This window comes from Cupriavidus sp. GW822-FHT03E04, assembly GCF_058801495.1.
In genome coordinates this window covers 204,779-221,315 of sequence record NZ_JBXANI010000002.1, presented here as the reverse complement: position 1 = coordinate 221,315, position 16,537 = coordinate 204,779, and the positions used below count along the sequence as shown (strand labels likewise).

Below are 16,537 nucleotides of genomic sequence, written 5' to 3'. Positions count from 1 at the left end.
AACCATCCACGTTCAGGTAATCGCCCCCAGTTGCCAGGGCACGAACTCATTCTGCCCGTAGCCATGGAGCTCACTGCGCGAGCGTTTGCCGGAGGCCGTGTCCAGCATCAGCTGGAACAACGCCGCGCCCAGTTCGGCGATGGTGGCGCTGCCGTCCAGTACCGTGCCGCAGTTCAGGTCCATGTCGTCCGACTGGCGCTGCCATAGCGCCGTGTTGGTCGCGAGCTTGACCGAGGGCGAGGGCGCGCAGCCGTAGGCCGAGCCGCGCCCGGTGGTGAAGCAGATCAGGTTGGCGCCGCCCGCCACCTGGCCGGTGGCGGAGATCGGGTCGTAGCCCGGTGTATCCATGAAGACCAGGCCGCGCACGCGCACCGGCTGCGCGTACTCGTACACTTCGGCGAGATTGGTGGAGCCGCCCTTGGCGATGCCGCCCAGCGATTTTTCCAGCACCGTGGTCAGGCCGCCCGCCTTGTTGCCGGCGGAGGGGTTGTTGTCCATGCTGGCGCCGTGGCGCTCGCAATAGGCCTCCCACCAGCGGATGCGCGCCACCAGCTTCTGGCCGATCTCCGGCGTTTGCGCGCGGCGCGTCAGCAAGTGCTCGGCGCCGTAGATCTCCGGCGTCTCGGAGAGGATCGCGGTGCCGCCATTGCGCACCAGCAAATCCACCGCCGCGCCCAGTACCGGGTTGGCCGAAATGCCCGAGTAGCCATCCGAGCCACCGCATTGCAGGCCCACCACCAGATGGTGCGCCGGCACCGGCTGGCGCTCCACCGCGTTGGCCTTCGGCAGCATCGCCTTGATCAGCTCGATGCCGTGCGCAATGGTCTTGGTGGTGCCGCCGGTGTCCTGGATGGTGAAGGTCTGCAGCCGGTCGCTGTGCGTGAGCCCCTGTGTCGCCAGCAGCGCGGAGATCTGGTTGGTCTCGCAGCCCAGGCCGATCACCAGCACGCTGGCAAAGTTGGGATGGCACGCGTAGCCGCCCAGCGTGCGCTGCAGCACCGCCAGCCCCTCGCCCTGCGGATCGACCGCGCAGCCCACGCCATGCGTGAGCGCCACCACGCCATCCACGTTGGGATAGGCGGCCAGCGCCTGCGGATGGATGTCCCGGCGAAAATAATCCGCGATGGCGCGCGCCACCGTGGCCGAGCAGTTCACCGAGGTCAGGATGCCGATGTAGTTGCGCGTGGCCACGCCGCCGTCGGCGCGTTTGATGCCATCGAACGTGGCCGGCTGCGCCGCCGGTTGCACCACGCGGGCCTCCGCGCTGAACGCATAGTCCCGCGTGAAATCGCCCATGGCCAGGTTGTGCGTATGCACGTGCTGGCCGGCGCGGATGTCCTGGCTGGCAAAGCCGATGATCTGGCCGTAGCGCCGCACCGCTTCGCCACTGGCGATCACACGGGTGGCGATCTTGTGGCCGGGCGGGACCAGACCGATTACGGTCACGCCTTCGTCGGCGACCAGCGTGCCGGCCACCATCTGGTCGCGGGCGATGACCACGTCGTCATCGGGATGCAGCCGGATGGTGCGCGACGTGCGGGGAAGCTGCCCGTGGGCGGCGACAATGCTCTCTGTGCTCATGGGATGGTTTCTCGCGATTTAATGGTCGCCCTGCCGATTCGTGCGGGCTTTACTTGATCATTTCGTCCGGCAGCGCGATGCCGAAGTACTGCTTGTAGATGCTGTTGATCTTGCCGTTCTTCAGGTTGGCCTTGACCCAGTTGTCGAGCCACACCTTCAGCGCGGTGTCGCCCTTGCGCAGGCCGATCGCATAGGGATAGGCCTTCATCACGAACTTGGTTTCCAGGTCGCGCGTGGGATTGCTCTTCTTCACCGCGGGAATCACGCTGATGGCGGCGGCGAGATAGTCCTGCTGGCCGGTGGAGACGGCGGTGTTGGTCGTGGCGTCGTCCTCGTAGCGCACGATATTCACGCCCGGCACTTCCTTGGCGCCGCGGCTCAGTTCCTGGTCGCTGGTGGTGCCGCGCGTGACGGCGATGGTTTTGCCGGACAAATCGGCAAAGCTCTTGAGGCTGGACTTTGCGGGCCCGCCCACCACCACCGGGATCACGCCATAGGGATCGGAAAAATCGATCACCTTCTTGCGCTCGTCGGTGACCGAGAACGAGGCCAGCACCACGTCCGCTTTCCTGGTCAGCAGGAAGGGCACGCGATTCGGCCCGGTCACCGGCACGATCTCCAGTTCCACGCCGAGGTCCTTGGCCAGCAGGCGGGCGGTCTCCACATCGGAGCCGCTTTGCTTTGCCTGGCTGTCGAGCATGCCGTAGGGCGGCGCGCCGATATCCACGGCGACCAGGATCTTCTTGCGTTGCTTGATGGTGTCGAGCGTGTCGGACCAGGCGCTGGCGGATGCGCCAACGAGCAGCAGGGCGGCGAGCGAGCCGAGCAGGCGGCGGTTGAAGTACATGGGGTGTCTCCGTGTGTGTAGGTTGAATCGTGCCGGCTAGCGGGAAATCAAAGGCCGTTGCCGACGAACTGCTTGAGCTCTGGCGTCGAAGGTTCATCCAGCAGCTTGCCGCTGCCGCCTTCCCAGACGATGCCCTGGTGCATGAACATGATCTGGTCCGCCACCGAGCGCGCGAACGCCATCTCGTGCGTGACCAACACCATGGTCATGCCGTCTTCGGCTAACCGCTCGATCACCTTGAGCACCTCGCCGGTCAGCTCGGGATCCAGCGCCGAGGTGACCTCATCGAACAGCATCAGGCGCGGCCGCATCGCCAGCGAGCGCGCAATCGCCACTCGCTGCTGCTGGCCGCCGGACAATTGCTCCGGGTAGTAGCCGGCGCGCTCCTCCATGCCAACCTGCTTGAGCACGTGCATGGCCAGCTCGCGCGCTTCCTTCTTGCCAACGCCCTTGACCTTGCGCGGCGCCAGCATGACGTTTTCTTCCACGGTGAGGTGCGGGAACAGGTTGTAGCTCTGGAACACGATGCCCACTTCCTTGCGCAGCTCGCCCAGCGGCACGTTGTCTGCGTGCATGGCGTGGCCGCACACGTGCAACGCGCCGCCGTTCACGCGCTCCAGGCCGTTGATGCAGCGCAGGGCCGTGCTCTTGCCCGAGCCGCTGCGGCCGATCAGCGCCACCACCTCGCCGGCGCGCACCGAGAAACTCACGCCCTTGAGGATCTCCACCTGCCCGAAGGATTTGCTCACCTTGTCGAAGCGGACGATGTCTTCCATGCTTGTCTCCATGATGTCTTGTGTTTCCCGCTGATTCGGGTCCGCTCTCACAGCCACATTCAACCCCGCATTCAAACCCGCTTGAAGCGGCGCTCCAGCTTGTACGACAGCGTCGACAGCGGATAGCAGATCGCGAAATACAGCACCGCCGCGATGGAAAACACCACGAAGGGCTCAAAGGTGGAGTTGTTCACCACCCGTGCCGAATAGGTCAGGTCGAAGAAGCCGATCACCACCGCGTACGAGGAGTTCTTCACGATCTGCACCAGGAAGCTCACCGTGGGCGCCACCGCGATGCGCGCGGCCTGGGGCAGGATCACGTGCACCACGCGCTGCAGCGGCGTGAGCGCCAGGCATTCGGCCGCCTCCCACTGCGTGCGCGGCACGGCCTGGATGCAGCCCTTCCAGATCTCGGCCAGGTAGGCGCTGGAATACGCCGTCATGGCGATGCCGGCGGCCACCAGCGCGGGCAGGTCGAAGCCACCCACGCTGATGCCGAAGTACACCACGAACATGATCACCGGCAGCGGCACGCCCTGCACCAGCTGCACGAAGGCGCCGGTAGCCATGCGCAGCACGCGGCCGCCGCGGCTGCGTGCCAGTGCCAGCGGCAGGCCCACCAGCGCGCCGCCGACAAAGCCCATGGCTGACAGCAACAGCGTCCAGCCGGCGCCGCGCAGGATAAACAAGACTTGATCCAGGGAAAGGCTGGACATGATGCTTGGCTCCGCGTCGAAAGGAAGTAGGAAAGTAGAAGAATGGGAAAGCGGAAGCGTGCGGAATCAGAGCGCCGTCTTCAGGCGCCGGCGGCGCGTGAAAGCGATGGCACCCACGCCTGCCATCGACAACCGCAACAGCCACGACAGCACCAGGTACACCACGGCAATGACGATGTAGATCTCAAAGCCGCGGAACGTCTCCGACTGGATGCGGTAACCCACGGCAGTGAGTTCTTCCGCCGAGATCTGCGACATGATGGAGGTGGCCAGCATCATCAGCACGAACTGGCTGATCAGCGCCGGGTACATGCGCTCCACCGCCTGCGGCAGCACCACCAGGCGCAGCACCTGCCAGCGCGACAGCCCCAGGCACGATGCGGCCTCCAGCTGGCCGCGCGGCACCGACTCGATGCCCGCGCGCACGATCTCCGTGGTGTAGGCCGATACGTTGACCACCAGCGCCAGCACCGCCGCCACCATCGCCGGCACGCGCACATGCACCGCCGCCAGCCCGAAGAACAGCCAGAACGCCTGGATCACCAGCGGCGTATTGCGAATCACATCCACATAGCCCGTGACGCAGCGGCGCGCCCAGGCCGGGCCTTGCGTGCGCACCACCGCCAGCGCCGTTCCCAGCACAAAGCCAAGCGCGATGGTCGCAACAGACATGCGCAGGGTCAGCCATGCCCCGTCGAGCAGTTCGCGCCAGTTGGCGGACAGGAAGCTGAAATCGAACTGGTAGTCCATCGGGGATGCGCCCTATCGCTCTTTTGTGGGCAGCGCCGGCTTGGCCGCCGCCCTGTCTCGGTGTTTTGTTCTCGTCTCGATGCGGCCTTGCGCCGGCATGGATCGAAATATATGACTATTGCCGGCAAACGTCAATATATGGAGATACCCGTGTATCATATGCTCATGCGTTCATGAGTTCATGCGCCGCCCGATACTTGGCACCATGCCGACGCCACGAGCGACGCGCCCGACGAAGTACCTGACGAAATACCAACACCACCCAAACCCGCCAACCAATCCGGAGACAACGTGCCGAGTCCATCGACGGCCGCGCGACAAGACAAGCGCGCCGCCCCCTTCGCACTCATGCAGGAAGCCGAAGAAGCGCAACGGCACGCGCCGATCTACGCCGTCATCGTCGAGCTGCTGCGCAAAGCCATCGTGGAAGGCTCGCTGGAGCAGGGCACGGTATTGCTGGAAGGCCATGTGGCCGAGATCCTGCGCTCCACCCGCTCGCCGGTGCGCCAGGCCTTGCGCGAGCTGGAAGCCGATGGCGTGGTCAGCCGCTTCGAAGGCCGCGGCTTCGTGGCCGGGCCCGCGGGCACCGCGCCCCGGCGCATCCCGCTGGACCCCGCCATGCTGGGCGTGGACCGGGAGCCGGATGTCGCGCGCAAGACGCTGGGCTGGGAAGTGATCTACGACGAAGTGGAGCGCGACCTGGTGCACCTGTCGGTGTTCGGCCGCTATCGCGTCAACGAGATCGAACTGGCCCGCCACTTCAACGTGGGCCGGACCGTGGTGCGCGACGTATTGCTGCGCCTGGAAAGCCTGGGCATCCTGGAGAAGGACGAGCGCCTGCGCTGGGTCATCACACCGCTGGACGCCAAGCGCATCCATGATCTCTACGAACTTCGCTCATTGGTGGAACCCGCCGCGCTGCGCGGCGCCATCGGCCACGCCGACCGGGCCGAGCTCGAGCGGATGATCGGCGAACTGCACAAGGTGCAGCGCGTCTACCCCAAGGTCAGCCGCACCGCCATGGACAACCTGGAGCACGACCTGCACGTGCAGCTGCTCTCGCAGTGCCCCAACAAGGAATTGCTCAGCAGCCTGCAGCGCACGCGCTGCATCCTCACGCTGAGCAAGCACGTGCTGGGCGTCTCCACGCCGATGCCCGAAGCGGACCCGTTCATGTCAGAGCACATCGCCGTGCTGCAGGCCGCCGCCGATGGCGCGCCGCGCAAGGCCGCCGACCTGCTGCGCGACCACCTCGAACTATCCTGCGAGAAAGTGACGCGGCGCGCGGAACTGGTGCGCGAAACGTTCGCGCTGCCCGCGGTTTCGTATATCGCGTGAGGGAGTCAGGCCGCTAGCTACGCGCCCAAGGTCACGTCCGCCTCCAGCGGATACACCGGCCGCGTCAGACGCGCAAACGGGAACTGCGTGTAGCGCGAGCTCGTCACGCCACCGCCATCACACTCCACCACCGCCTTTGCGATCGGCACGAACACCGGCCGGCAGTACATGCGCGACTTCAGCAACAGGAAGCGCTGCGCCAGGGGATCCACACCGATATGGGTAAAGATGCCCAGGTCCCAGTGCTCCTGCGGTGTCTCGGTCACCACCACCTGCGCCGCGCCGATATCGAGCAGCACGGTGCGGCCCATGCGGATGCGCGCGCCGGTGTAGGTCGGGCCACTGATCACGTATTCTCCATTGCTGATGGCGGCCACCCGGCCGGTCAGGGTCAGCGGCGTCGGGTAGATGCCAAGCTGGGTCAACGGCACCTTGTTGCCCACCGGCAACGTCACGCGGGCATCCACGCCGGCCTCGATCATCGCGGCTACGGCCTGCGGGTCGCATACCGGCCCCACGGCAATGCCGGACAAGCCTTGCCGCAAGGCCTCGCGCAGGACCTGCATATCGTCGCAGGTGCCGCCCGACATGCAGTTGTCGCCGTGGTCCAGCAACAGCACCGGCCCGCTGCCACCTTGCGCGGCCAGTTGCGCGGCGCGCGCAATCGATTCAGCCAGCGGCTCGCTCTCATAGACAAAGCCGGCGCGCTCCGCCCAGATCTGCGCGGCAAGCTTGTCGGCCGCCGCCTGCGCCGCAGCCTGGCCGCCATCGGCCACCACCAGCACGCTCAGGCAAGGCGCCGCGATATCCGCCAGCCCGAAGCCGGCCAGCACCGACACCGCCAGCATGCCGTCGGCCTCGGCCTGCCTGGCCGCCGCCACTGCGCGCTGCATCGCGCCTTCGCCGGTATTGCTGCGCAGTGTGTGCGTGACCATCGGCAGGCGCCGCCAGGCCAGCGCGGGCCGCGCCTTTTGCTCGAGCATGCGCATCAGCAGGCGGCCGGCGTGCTCGCCGGTCTCGTACATGTCCACGTGCGGATAAGTCTTGAAGCTGACCGCGATATCCGCGTGATCGATCATGGCCTGCGTCACGTTGCCGTGCAGGTCCAGCGCAACGGCAATCGGCGCGTGCGGCAGCACTTCGCGCAGGCGCGCCAGCAACTCACCCTCGCCGTCGTCGCTGTTCTGCGCAACCATGGCGCCGTGCAGGTCGAGCATCACGGCATCGCACCCGGGCGCCGCCTTGACGATGGCATCGCACAAGGCCGCATACGCATCGGCCGCGACGCGTCCGCTCGGGTTGGCGCTGGCCGTGACCGGCACCACCAGCTCCGCGCCTGCCGCCTCGGCCAGGTCGATAAAGGCACCGATGGCCGTGCGCGTGCCCTTGCTCGCCCGGTACGCATCCTCGCCGTATTGCGGATGAAAGGACGACAGCGGCGTCGCCACCGGCGAGAAGGTATTGGTTTCGTGGTTCAGTCGTGCGATCAGGATCTTCATGGCGGTGCGGGGGCTCCAGCATGGAAGTGGCCGGGAATGTCCGGCCAGAACGGGGGATGGGGACCAGCGATGCGACATCGGCGGCCAATGACTGGCATGACCTCGATGCAACGGCCAAAGTCTACCGGCATGTGGCCCGGGATGGAACGGTGGGAAAGAGGGGCACCGGCGCGCTGAAGGCCTCTCAGGCGGCGCCCCACCTCAATCCGTGCCGCCCGTCTTCGCCGGATACTTCACGGCATTCATCTCCATCTTGGCCTTCACCGCCGCGTTCAGGTCAACGTCGAGCGCGGTCAGCAACTGCGCCAGGTAAATCGTGATGTCCGCCAGCTCCTGCTCCACGTGCGCGCGCTCGTCCGTGGACATGACGGCGCGCGCCTCCTCCTCCGTCTTCCACTGGAAGATCTCGACCAGCTCGGCCACTTCCACGCTCAGCGCCATGGCCAGGTTCTTGGGGCTGTGATACTTGCCCCACCCGCGGGCCTCGCCAAATGCGGCGGCCACTTGCTGGAGCGTCTTGATGTCGATCAGGGTCATGATGGTTCACTGCGAAAATAAGCACCGGGCCTATTGAACCACGAATGCAAGCGGCTCGCGACGCACAACGAGCAGAGAAACATGCGTTTCACGGGCGCCTCATGTGCACCAAAACGCGAGACCATCGTTTCATAGTGGACGCATTCCACGCATTCCACGCATTCCGATTGGGCCCCGAAACACGCATGACCGCGCAACACCCACCGCAGGCGACACAAGCAGCACAAGCAGCACAGGAAAAACACACCCCACGCACGCCGCGCGTCCACCCGGAGCGCCTGCTGCAAAGCCTGGACGATCTGGCGCGGCTTGGCGGCATTGAAGGCGGCGGCGTGTGCCGCCTGGCGCTGACCAACGCCGACGAGCTCGGCCGGGACTGGACGGTTGCGCGCATGCAAGCGCTTGGCATGGCGGTGACGATCGACGCCATCGGCAACGGCGTGGCCATCTATGCCGGCACCGAGGACCTGCCCCCCGTGATGATCGGCTCGCATATCGACACCGTGCGCACCGGTGGCCGCTACGATGGCAGCTACGGCGTGCTGGCCGGCCTGGAAGTCATCGCCACGCTGCGCGATGCCGGACTGCGCACGCGCCGCCCGATTGCCGTGGCCTTCTTTACCAACGCCACCGGCGTGCGCTTCCAGCCCGACATGATGGGCTCACTGGTCTACGCAGGCGGCCTGCCCCTGGCAGACGCACTGGCGGCAACCAGCATCGACGGCACCACCGTCGGGGCCGAGCTGCAGCGCATCGGCTACAGCGGGCAAGCCCCGGTGGGCGCGCCGCGAGTGGACAGCTTTATCGAGCTGCACATCGAGCAGGGCCCGGCGCTGGATCTGCGCGACCTGCGCATCGGCGTGGTGGAAAGCATCCAAGGCATCTCCTGGATGGAGTTCAGGATCGACGGCATGTCCAACAGCGCCGGCACCACGCCCATGGACCTGCGCCACGACGCCGGCTACGCCGCCATGCGCATCGCCAATTTCGTGCACGACCTGGCGCTGCGCTACGGCGACAGCCAGCTCGGCACGGTGGGGGCCATGCGCTTCGAGCCCAACGTGATCAACGTCATTCCCGAGCGCGCCACCTTCACCGTCGACCTGCGCAACACCGACTACCAACTGCTCGCCCAGGCCGAAGCCGAAGTGCTGGCCTTTGCCGAGCAAACCTGCCAGGCGGAGATCCTCAACCTGAGCTACCGCTTGCTGGCGCACCTGGAGCCGGTGGCGTTCCACCCCATGGTCATCGACCTGATCGAGCAAGAGACCGCCTCGCTGGGCCTTAGCCATATGCGCATGCCCAGCGGCGCCGGGCACGACGCGCAGATGCTGGCGCACCTGTGCCCGACCGGCATGATCTTCGTGCCCAGCGTCAAAGGCCTGAGCCACGACGTGCGCGAGTACACCGAGCCGGACGACCTGGTCAATGGCGCGCAGATCCTGCTGCAAGTGGTGCTGCGGCTAGCCAACCGGCCCTGACCGGCAAGGCAAGGCAACGCGATAAAGGCGCCTAGCGGCCGAGCCACGCCGGCAGTTGCGCGATCAGGTACAGCGCCGCGCCGATCAGCCCGCCGACCACCGTGCCGTTCATGCGGATGTACTGCAGGTCCTTGCCCACGTTCAGCTCGATCTGCCGGGACATATCGCGCGCATCCCAGCTGCGGATGGTGTTGCTGATATGCCGCGTGATGAACTCCGCAAAGTCCGGCGCCATATTGCGCGCCGCATCGCGCAGGTGATCGTTGAGCGATGCGCGCAGGGACGCGTTGCGCGCCAGCTCCGCGCCGATCCACTGGCCCGCCGCCGCCACCTTGCGGTGTGTGGCGGAATCCTCGCGCGCCAGGTCGCGCTTGAACCAATTGCGCCACTCGGCCCAAAGGCCGCCGACATAGGCGTTCAGCGCCCCGTCCTGCTTCAGGTGCGCCTTCAGCGCCTCGGCCCTGGCGTGGAACGTGGCATCGTGCTTCAGCCGTTGAATCAAACGCTGCACGGCCGCATCGAAGCGCTTGCGCAACTCGTGATCGGCATCGCCCTCGATCTGGGTCAGCACGCGGCTCAGCGCCGCGGAAATCATGTCAGCGCCATTGCTCCCGATCCACTCGGTGGGAAGCAGCCGCTCCTTCCTGGGGTGATCGCTCTTCAGCCATTCCACGATCCGCTCCGAGATAAAAGCGCGGGCGGGCGGCTCGTTGAGCAAGGCGATCAACTGCGCAATGGTCTCGTCGAGCAGCGCCTGGTGCCGATCGTTCCTGGTCAGGCTGTCGAGGATGGTCGCCGCCGACTCCGACAGATCGACCTTGTCGATCATCGTATCCACCGCCCGCTTCAGCAGCGACTGGATGTTGCGCTCATCCATCACATCCAGCATGCCGCTCGCGAACTTCACCACCACATCACCGATCTGCCGCGCGTTGGCGGGCGACTCCAGCCAGCGGGTGACCACCAGCGCCGGATTGTGCCGCTCGATCAGCGCAACCACGGACGGCACGTCCAGGAACTTCTCCTTCACGAACACCGCCAGGCCGTCCGCGATATCGTCCCGCTTGCGGATGATGATGTTGGTGTGGCGCGCAAAGCCCGGCAACGGAATCCGCCGGAACAGCGCCGCCACCGCAAACCAGTCCGCCAGCCCGCCAACCAGCGCCGCCTCCGCCGCCGCCCGCACGCCATCCGTCAAAGGCGCGCGCGGCAGGAGGACGGTGGTGACGAAAACGGCAAACGCGAACAGCAGCAAGGCCAATGCCTTGCGCTTTGCGACCCTGAGTTCTTCTTCCTGATGCATGGGATACCGGGCCCCGCTGCTGGGCTTGGAGATGGGAGCGCCATCATAAATCGCATTCCGGACAAGGCAATGTCCGGTCCCGCTATCGGCTATCGGCTATCGGCTATCGGCAATCAAACGCTGCTGCCGTAGCGCGCAACATTCAAAGCCCAGGATACTTCGTCCGGATGCGCTGAACCAGCGCCTCGTCTGCCGGGTCGATGCCCAAGTCCCACTCGGGGAACACGCTCAGGTCGTCAGCCAGCTCGGTGATCACTTCGCGCAGCTCTAAAGGCGCCAGCCACTCCGGCGGAATCGCCTCCACGCCAAGCAACGTGCCCAGCAGGTTTCCCGTGATGGCGCCCGTGGAATCCGAGTCGCCATCGTGATTCACCGCCAGCACAACCCCGTGACGAAAATCACGCGCGACCAGCGCGCAGTAAATGGAGATTGCCAACGCCTCCTCCGCCACCCAGCCCTCGCCCAGGCGCGCGATGGCATCATCAAAGGCCACGCCGGAGTCGGCCAGCGCCTGCGCATGCAGGATGGCCAGCAGCGTCTGCTCGTGATCCGGCCGCGTGGACAAGCACGCTTTGGCGCTCGACAAAGCATCAGGCAGCGCAGCACCGTCGGCCAGCTCGCGGATCAACACCGCCAGCACGCCGCCCGTCAGCGATCCGCTTGGATGTCCATGGGTCAGCGCGGCCAGCTCCGCTCCCAGGGCAAAGGCATCCTGAGGCGATCGCTGCCCGGCGCGCCGCCACACAAACAGGCCAGCCGGCGCCACACGCATCACGCCCCCGCAGCCCTTGCTGTCGTTGCGCGCGGGCTCTCCCAGCTTGAGCATCGCCTCCAGCGCCGACAAACAAGTGTTTCCCGGCGCGCGCCGGCTATGCAGTGCCGCCTGCTGGTAAAGCCATCCCGGCTTGTCCGACAGCACATCGCGATGAAACGCAGGCTGGATCCCCTGCGTCAACAACCAGCGCAGATAAGCGCGCGAAGCCACGCCAGGCACACTGCCGACGCCCCCGCTCGCCTCGCCCACCCACGCCCGCAGCAAGCCCTCCGCCGTGAACAACGTCATCTGCGTGTCGTCGGTGATGGTACCGACGCCACCGTAGGCCGGGGCGTAGCCGGTGATGCCGTCCTTGCCAAAGCGCTCGCGGATCTCCGCGAGCGACAGGAACTCCACGGGAGCGCCCAGTGCATCGCCAACAGCGCCGCCCAGCAGGCAGCCCTGGAAGCGGCTGCGTGTGATCTCGCAATCCATGACCGAAGCAGAAAACAAAAAACCCTCCGTGTAAGGAGGGTCGACGCATGGCCCGTTTGGTTGCTCCTCAAGGAGCCACATCCGCTTTCGCGATCCACCTTGCCCGGGAAGGCAGGTTGGCTTGGGCGTCGACCCAAATCAGAATGTGGGCGGATTGGAACATGGGGGGTTGGGGGGTGTCAAGGGTGGGGGCGGTGGGCAGGGTCAGCCAGCGGAAACTACACGGCTTCGCCGGAACCAAAGAGTGTCGGGATATCGCGAGCGCCGTGAAGGACACGAACAACCGTCACTTCGTCATGGCTAGCCGAGAAGAAAATCACATAGTTGCCATAGGCGCAAGAGCGGATGTCACCACCCAGCTCGATTCGGCGGCGATATGCCTGAGCATTCCCCGCGATCCGTCGGCATTGTTCGCGCAGTTCCACGATGAAGGTCAGCGCACGCTCAAGGTTGTCCGCTGCGATGTAGTCTGCAATGGCTTCCAGGTCCAATTCGGCCAGCGGCGTAATCGTGAGCCGCATCAGCGAAGTTTGCTTTTATCAGCGGACCGATACTTGGTCTCGAGCCTGGCAAAGACGTCTTCAGCAAGCTTAGGCTCGCCGCTTGATCTGCCCGCTGCGATCTCAGCACGCAGCGCTTCCAGTTCCAACTGGTTGCGCTGCTCCTGCTGCTCAAGCAATCGCAGACCAGCGCGCACAACCTCGCTGAGATTGTTGAAGCGTCCGCTTTGCACCTGTTCACGAATGAAGGTCTCGAAGTGACTGCCAAGGGCAACGCTGGTTGGCATGTTGGCGCTCCTAACTGTTAACAACAGTTATTACATCAGGCTGAGCCGAAGTCGTCAATGTACGTTTGCCAGCTTGATAAATGTGCTTTTGAGTTATCTGTGAGCGGGCGACCAGCAGGGAACCGGTGAATTGACCCACGATACCCGCACGTTGCGGTAACCGTGCGGCCCGCTAGTCGGGAAAGTGAGAGCATCGCCCACTTCCTCGCCAACGTTATCGATTTGCCCATCGCCGGCTTCGCCCGGTGACTCGGTACAGATGTTGGTCTGCTGCAAACGGCGGCTCTGAACCCACCCGCCCTCAGCAGAATCCAGCCGACTGATCTGCTCATTTGCCGGACACGCCCCAATCGCCCTGCCGAAATTCCCGACCTATAACGGAAAGCCGTGCGGAATCAGCAAGTCGAGAAACATCCATGCGCCTATTTGGTCACTTCCGAGATAAACTGATGACGCGCAATCAAGTGCACGGGCATGCGTCGATTTGCCCGGGCATTTGAAGCACAGTGTGGCGACGAGGAGAGCCCAACGCACCGCGAACTACTTCGATTGACCAGCGCAGTGCGCACCCTCTATGACGATTTGCGGGACAACAGGTTGCGCAAGAACCTGCGGCTGGAGCAGGAGAGAGTTGGTTATGGCTGGCTTGAGGCTGCACTGGCTTAGCTTGTGGGGTTGGTCGCTCCGGTAAGCTTAACCCTGCGCCATCCGGTACCCCATCGCCCGATATCCCCGTTGTCGCTTCTCCCACATCCGCAACAACGCCGCGTGGCCGCTGTCGACGAAGTCAATGATGCGCACGTCAGTCTTGGTGGCGTGCTCGCGGTGCAGCCGGCCAGCATATTGGTGCAACGTCCCCTTCCACGACACCGGCATAGCCAGCACCAATGTGTCCAGCGGTGGATGATCAAAGCCTTCGCCCACCAGCTTGCCCGTTGCCAACAAAATGCGCGGGGCATCCAAAGGCAACGCGTCCAGTTCGCTGACAACAATCGCACGCTGCTTCTTCGACATCCGGCCATGCAAGACGAACAGTGCCGGCACCTTCGCCTCCAGCACAGCCCGTATCGCATCGAGATGCTCTGTACGCTCTGTCAGCACCAGCACCTTCCGACCTTGCACGAATGCGTCTTCGGCCTCGGCCACAATCGCGTCCGTTCTTGCTTGAGCCTGGGTAAGATGCTTGAACACATCTTGAATCCCCGCCTCCTGCGGCAGGTCAATGCGGGTACTCAGCATGCGCGGAATCACCTCCAGATCATGGGGGGCGCTAGATGGCCTAGCTGCTGTGTGTCGAATCGGACCGCATTGCATGAAGATGATGGGCTGCTGGCCATCCCGGCGAATCGGCGTGGCTGTCAAGCCAAGCACGTACTTCGCCCTGACCTTCCGCAAGATGGCGTCGATGGATGCCGCGCCGACGTGGTGGCATTCGTCAACGATAACGTGTCCATAGCTCTCCACCAGCGGATTGACCTCTTGTTGCCGCGAAAGCGATTGCATCACTGCGATATCGATCCTGCCGGTGGGCCTGGCTTTGCCGCCGCCAATGGTACCCAGTACGTCCCTGCCGATACCGAGAAAAACCTGGAGACGCTCCTGCCACTGCTTGAGCAGTTCGGTGCGATGCACAAGCACCAGGGTACTTACGCCACGCCGCGCGATCATCGCCGCTGCAGTCACCGTCTTTCCGAAGGCTGTCGGGGCGCACAGCACGCCGACATCGTGGTCCAGCATGGCGGCCACGGCCGCCTCCTGGTCCGGGCGCAACACGCCGGCGAACTTCACTTCAAGTTGCTCCCCGCCATGTCGCTCGTCGCGAAGATCGGCACGGATGCCGTTGTCATGAAGCAACGCTTTCGCCGCATCGAGGCAACCGCGCGGCAGCGCAATGTGTTGTGGATAATTCTCCGCACAACCAATCACCCGCGGCTTGTCCCACACCGACATCCGCATGGCCTGCGCCTTATAGAACTCCGGGTTCTGAAATGCAGCAAGGCGGATCAAGCGGTTCGCCAACGGCTGCGGCAGGGCTGCCTTCTCGACATAAACGAGATTCGCCAGCGTCACGGCGAGGGACTCCGGCATCGGCAAGGACAGCTTGCTGGTGGACGGCGATGCGGACTTCCAAGGTGTTCCCAAGTCCTCCTCATCAATGAACGTCACGTCCAGCGGATGCGCTCCCCCGGTGGCAAGCAAGATGGCGGGCTCGATGTCGTGTGGCGCCATTGCCCGGACTGACAACAGGAATGCCCACTGATCCGGATAGGGCTGCAGGCTGGCGTCGACGAACACGCTGCAGCCGTTCTCCCTCGGCTTCTTCTGAAGGGGCAGGGCGATCAGGTTTCCGAAGCCGCCCTTCGGCATCGTGTCCTGGTTCGGGAACAGCCGGTCATACGATTCGAGTTTCAGTTGCCGCGTGCGTGCGCACGCATGGCTGATGATCGCCGTACCCAGGCGACGGGCATCGCGTGCGGACACCTTGTTCGTAAAGAACACCCACGCATGCGCGCCCTGGCCGGAGCGGGAAATTTCAAGGCTGACGGGGACTCCCAGTTCGTCGCACGATTGAACGAATGCGCGCGCATCCTCGCGCCACTCGGCCTTGTCGAAATCGACTGCGAGGAAATAGCAGCTGTCGTCCTCCAGCAACGGATAGACGCCTACAGTGTGCACACCGGCCAGATGATCGTAAATGACCGATTCCGACAGCGGAATCAGCAGACGATTGCCACAGTCCGAGCATTTGAGGCGTGGCTTCTCGCATACACCTGTGCGCCACTCGTTGGCGCACGCCGGCGCATAACCCGCGCGCCCGGAAGTCCTGCTCTCCCACCGGATGGGATAGGCATCCGTTCGTCCGCGGAACAAGCGGCGAAATAGAGCGACCTTGTCGTCCGTGGAGAGACGAGACGACTCCGTTCCGGGCAGAGGCTGCAATCGCACCGTCGGCAAGCGCCACTCGATGCCGTGCTTCTGCAACAGCGCAATCAGCCGAGCGTTCTCAGTCTGTAGTGCGGCTACGGAATCACGCTCATCCATCGGCACCGAACTCAGCAAGGAGCTCGCCCATGTCGTCGCCCACGCCGTAGCCAATATCCTGCCCAAGGCTGCTTACGGCCCCGAGCCGCTTCCGCAGCGGCTGCCGCTGCGCCTCTGGCAAGTTGCCGATCTCCATCAACGCCTGCTCGAACATCCGCACCAACGCACTGAAGTAGTTTTCGTCCTCCAGGCCCTCGTTGGCGCATCCGATCGCGCGCTCACAATAGAACACCATCAACTCGGCAAGCCCCTCGGGCCGCCCGATGGCCTTCTTGTAGTCCGCGATGGCCTTCTTCGCCGTCACAACCGAATGCCGATGGTTCGTGAACGGTTTGGGCCACAGCCAGCGGTCGATTGTCGCCTTGTATGGTTTGAGGACGTCGTCCCCTAATCCGAAGCGGGCGTGCAGGAAGGACTGGTTGTCCTTGCTGGCGGCGTACATGTCTTGCACCAGGCACACAATGCCAGCACGGTCGAGGTCGGCCAGTCTGGCTTTGAGATCGCTCCAGCTGGGCGTGGTTTTCTTGGTCACCATTTCTATCAACTAGTCTTCGTCATACAACCAGCGACAGTTGTCAACCAAAGGTTAACAGCTGCCTGGCCGGGCGCCGCATCGGACATGGATGCCGAG

At 64.5% G+C, this 16,537-nt stretch carries 16 protein-coding genes and 1 riboswitch; of the genes, 3 read left to right on the top strand and 13 right to left on the bottom strand.

Annotated features, from left to right (window positions below; genetic code table 11):
• Positions 1–12: 12 nt before the first annotated feature.
• The 5 genes from AC1RQC_RS03055 to AC1RQC_RS03035 form a co-directional block, all read right to left on the bottom strand.
• On the bottom strand, positions 13–1,581 hold the full coding sequence (locus tag AC1RQC_RS03055; RefSeq protein WP_492882432.1) for a UxaA family hydrolase: 1,569 nt from the start codon (positions 1,579–1,581) through the stop codon (positions 13–15).
• A gap of 49 nt (positions 1,582–1,630) precedes the next feature.
• Complete coding sequence (locus AC1RQC_RS03050; RefSeq protein WP_492882431.1) at positions 1,631–2,428, bottom strand: transporter substrate-binding domain-containing protein; 798 nt, start codon at positions 2,426–2,428, stop codon at positions 1,631–1,633.
• A gap of 47 nt (positions 2,429–2,475) precedes the next feature.
• Complete coding sequence (locus tag AC1RQC_RS03045; RefSeq protein WP_492882430.1) at positions 2,476–3,204, bottom strand: amino acid ABC transporter ATP-binding protein; 729 nt, start codon at positions 3,202–3,204, stop codon at positions 2,476–2,478.
• A gap of 71 nt (positions 3,205–3,275) precedes the next feature.
• Positions 3,276–3,920: an amino acid ABC transporter permease gene (locus tag AC1RQC_RS03040; protein ID WP_459372480.1), complete on the bottom strand. Its 645-nt coding sequence runs from the start codon at positions 3,918–3,920 to the stop codon at positions 3,276–3,278.
• A 66-nt stretch (positions 3,921–3,986) separates the two neighbouring features.
• Positions 3,987–4,670 carry an amino acid ABC transporter permease gene (locus tag AC1RQC_RS03035; protein ID WP_492882429.1) on the bottom strand — a complete coding sequence of 228 codons (684 nt, stop codon included), beginning with the start codon at positions 4,668–4,670 and terminating at the stop codon, positions 3,987–3,989.
• 291 nt (positions 4,671–4,961) lie between these two features.
• Between AC1RQC_RS03035 and AC1RQC_RS03030 the strand changes: the two genes are divergently transcribed.
• Positions 4,962–6,008, top strand: a complete 1,047-nt coding sequence (locus AC1RQC_RS03030; protein ID WP_492882428.1) for a GntR family transcriptional regulator — start codon at positions 4,962–4,964, stop codon at positions 6,006–6,008.
• 17 nt (positions 6,009–6,025) lie between these two features.
• On the opposite strand, the gene AC1RQC_RS03025 is transcribed toward AC1RQC_RS03030, so the two are convergent.
• Positions 6,026–7,507: a M81 family metallopeptidase gene (locus AC1RQC_RS03025; protein WP_492827386.1), complete on the bottom strand. Its 1,482-nt coding sequence runs from the start codon at positions 7,505–7,507 to the stop codon at positions 6,026–6,028.
• A gap of 201 nt (positions 7,508–7,708) precedes the next feature.
• On the bottom strand, positions 7,709–8,044 hold the full coding sequence (locus AC1RQC_RS03020) for a nucleotide pyrophosphohydrolase (protein WP_492882427.1): 336 nt from the start codon (positions 8,042–8,044) through the stop codon (positions 7,709–7,711).
• Between the two features lie 185 nt (positions 8,045–8,229).
• On the opposite strand from AC1RQC_RS03020, the gene AC1RQC_RS03015 reads away from it, so the two are divergent.
• Positions 8,230–9,525, top strand: a complete 1,296-nt coding sequence (locus AC1RQC_RS03015) for a Zn-dependent hydrolase (RefSeq protein ID WP_492882426.1) — start codon at positions 8,230–8,232, stop codon at positions 9,523–9,525.
• Positions 9,526–9,556: 31 nt separating this feature from the next.
• Here the strand turns inward: AC1RQC_RS03015 and AC1RQC_RS03010 are convergent, their stop codons facing one another.
• The 4 genes from AC1RQC_RS03010 to AC1RQC_RS02995 all read right to left on the bottom strand — a co-directional run bounded on the left by AC1RQC_RS03010 (position 9,557) and on the right by AC1RQC_RS02995 (position 12,864).
• A complete protein-coding gene (locus AC1RQC_RS03010) occupies positions 9,557–10,828 on the bottom strand; it encodes a DUF445 domain-containing protein (protein WP_492882425.1) in 1,272 nt (423 codons plus the stop codon).
• 142 nt (positions 10,829–10,970) lie between these two features.
• Positions 10,971–12,095 carry an ADP-ribosylglycohydrolase family protein gene (locus AC1RQC_RS03005; protein ID WP_492882424.1) on the bottom strand — a complete coding sequence of 375 codons (1,125 nt, stop codon included), beginning with the start codon at positions 12,093–12,095 and terminating at the stop codon, positions 10,971–10,973.
• A 28-nt stretch (positions 12,096–12,123) separates the two neighbouring features.
• Positions 12,124–12,229: riboswitch (SAM-I-IV-variant riboswitch) on the bottom strand.
• 66 nt (positions 12,230–12,295) lie between these two features.
• Positions 12,296–12,598 (bottom strand): type II toxin-antitoxin system RelE/ParE family toxin, encoded by a 303-nt coding sequence (locus AC1RQC_RS03000; RefSeq protein WP_492809294.1) that lies wholly within the window; start codon positions 12,596–12,598, stop codon positions 12,296–12,298.
• The gene (locus AC1RQC_RS02995; RefSeq protein WP_492809293.1) at positions 12,598–12,864 is read right to left on the bottom strand and encodes a type II toxin-antitoxin system ParD family antitoxin; all 267 of its coding nucleotides are present in this window, start codon (positions 12,862–12,864) and stop codon (positions 12,598–12,600) included. The genes AC1RQC_RS03000 and AC1RQC_RS02995 overlap by 1 nt, the downstream gene beginning before the upstream one ends.
• Positions 12,865–13,338: 474 nt before the next feature.
• Here AC1RQC_RS02995 and AC1RQC_RS02990 point away from each other — a divergent pair, with 474 nt between their 5' ends.
• Entirely contained in the window at positions 13,339–13,530 is a 192-nt protein-coding gene (locus AC1RQC_RS02990) for a Wadjet anti-phage system protein JetD domain-containing protein (RefSeq protein ID WP_492809292.1), read from the top strand.
• 27 nt (positions 13,531–13,557) lie between these two features.
• On the opposite strand, the gene AC1RQC_RS02985 is transcribed toward AC1RQC_RS02990, so the two are convergent.
• Both AC1RQC_RS02985 and AC1RQC_RS02980 read right to left on the bottom strand, forming a co-directional pair.
• Complete coding sequence (locus AC1RQC_RS02985; RefSeq protein WP_492882423.1) at positions 13,558–15,906, bottom strand: TOTE conflict system archaeo-eukaryotic primase domain-containing protein; 2,349 nt, start codon at positions 15,904–15,906, stop codon at positions 13,558–13,560.
• Positions 15,899–16,441, bottom strand: coding sequence for a hypothetical protein (locus AC1RQC_RS02980; protein WP_492809290.1), 543 nt, complete (start codon positions 16,439–16,441; stop codon positions 15,899–15,901). Before AC1RQC_RS02980 ends, AC1RQC_RS02985 begins: the two co-directional genes overlap by 8 nt.
• Between the last annotated feature and the right edge of the window lie 96 nt (positions 16,442–16,537).

Bases quoted from the DNA above. Each gene is read 5' to 3' on its own strand.
- AC1RQC_RS03055 (WP_492882432.1), bottom strand. From the start codon at position 1,581: ATGAGCACAGAGAGCATTGTCGCCGCCCACGGGCAGCTTCCCCGCACG.
- AC1RQC_RS03050 (WP_492882431.1), bottom strand. From the start codon at position 2,428: ATGTACTTCAACCGCCGCCTGCTCGGCTCGCTCGCCGCCCTGCTGCTC.
- AC1RQC_RS03045 (WP_492882430.1), bottom strand. From the start codon at position 3,204: ATGGAAGACATCGTCCGCTTCGACAAGGTGAGCAAATCCTTCGGGCAG.
- AC1RQC_RS03040 (WP_459372480.1), bottom strand. From the start codon at position 3,920: ATGTCCAGCCTTTCCCTGGATCAAGTCTTGTTTATCCTGCGCGGCGCC.
- AC1RQC_RS03035 (WP_492882429.1), bottom strand. From the start codon at position 4,670: ATGGACTACCAGTTCGATTTCAGCTTCCTGTCCGCCAACTGGCGCGAA.
- AC1RQC_RS03025 (WP_492827386.1), bottom strand. From the start codon at position 7,507: ATGAAGATCCTGATCGCACGACTGAACCACGAAACCAATACCTTCTCG.
- AC1RQC_RS03020 (WP_492882427.1), bottom strand. From the start codon at position 8,044: ATGACCCTGATCGACATCAAGACGCTCCAGCAAGTGGCCGCCGCATTT.
- AC1RQC_RS03015 (WP_492882426.1), top strand. From the start codon at position 8,230: ATGACCGCGCAACACCCACCGCAGGCGACACAAGCAGCACAAGCAGCA.
- AC1RQC_RS03010 (WP_492882425.1), bottom strand. From the start codon at position 10,828: ATGCATCAGGAAGAAGAACTCAGGGTCGCAAAGCGCAAGGCATTGGCC.
- AC1RQC_RS03000 (WP_492809294.1), bottom strand. From the start codon at position 12,598: ATGCGGCTCACGATTACGCCGCTGGCCGAATTGGACCTGGAAGCCATT.
- AC1RQC_RS02995 (WP_492809293.1), bottom strand. From the start codon at position 12,864: ATGCCAACCAGCGTTGCCCTTGGCAGTCACTTCGAGACCTTCATTCGT.
- AC1RQC_RS02990 (WP_492809292.1), top strand. From the start codon at position 13,339: ATGCGTCGATTTGCCCGGGCATTTGAAGCACAGTGTGGCGACGAGGAG.
- AC1RQC_RS02985 (WP_492882423.1), bottom strand. From the start codon at position 15,906: ATGGATGAGCGTGATTCCGTAGCCGCACTACAGACTGAGAACGCTCGG.
- AC1RQC_RS02980 (WP_492809290.1), bottom strand. From the start codon at position 16,441: ATGGTGACCAAGAAAACCACGCCCAGCTGGAGCGATCTCAAAGCCAGA.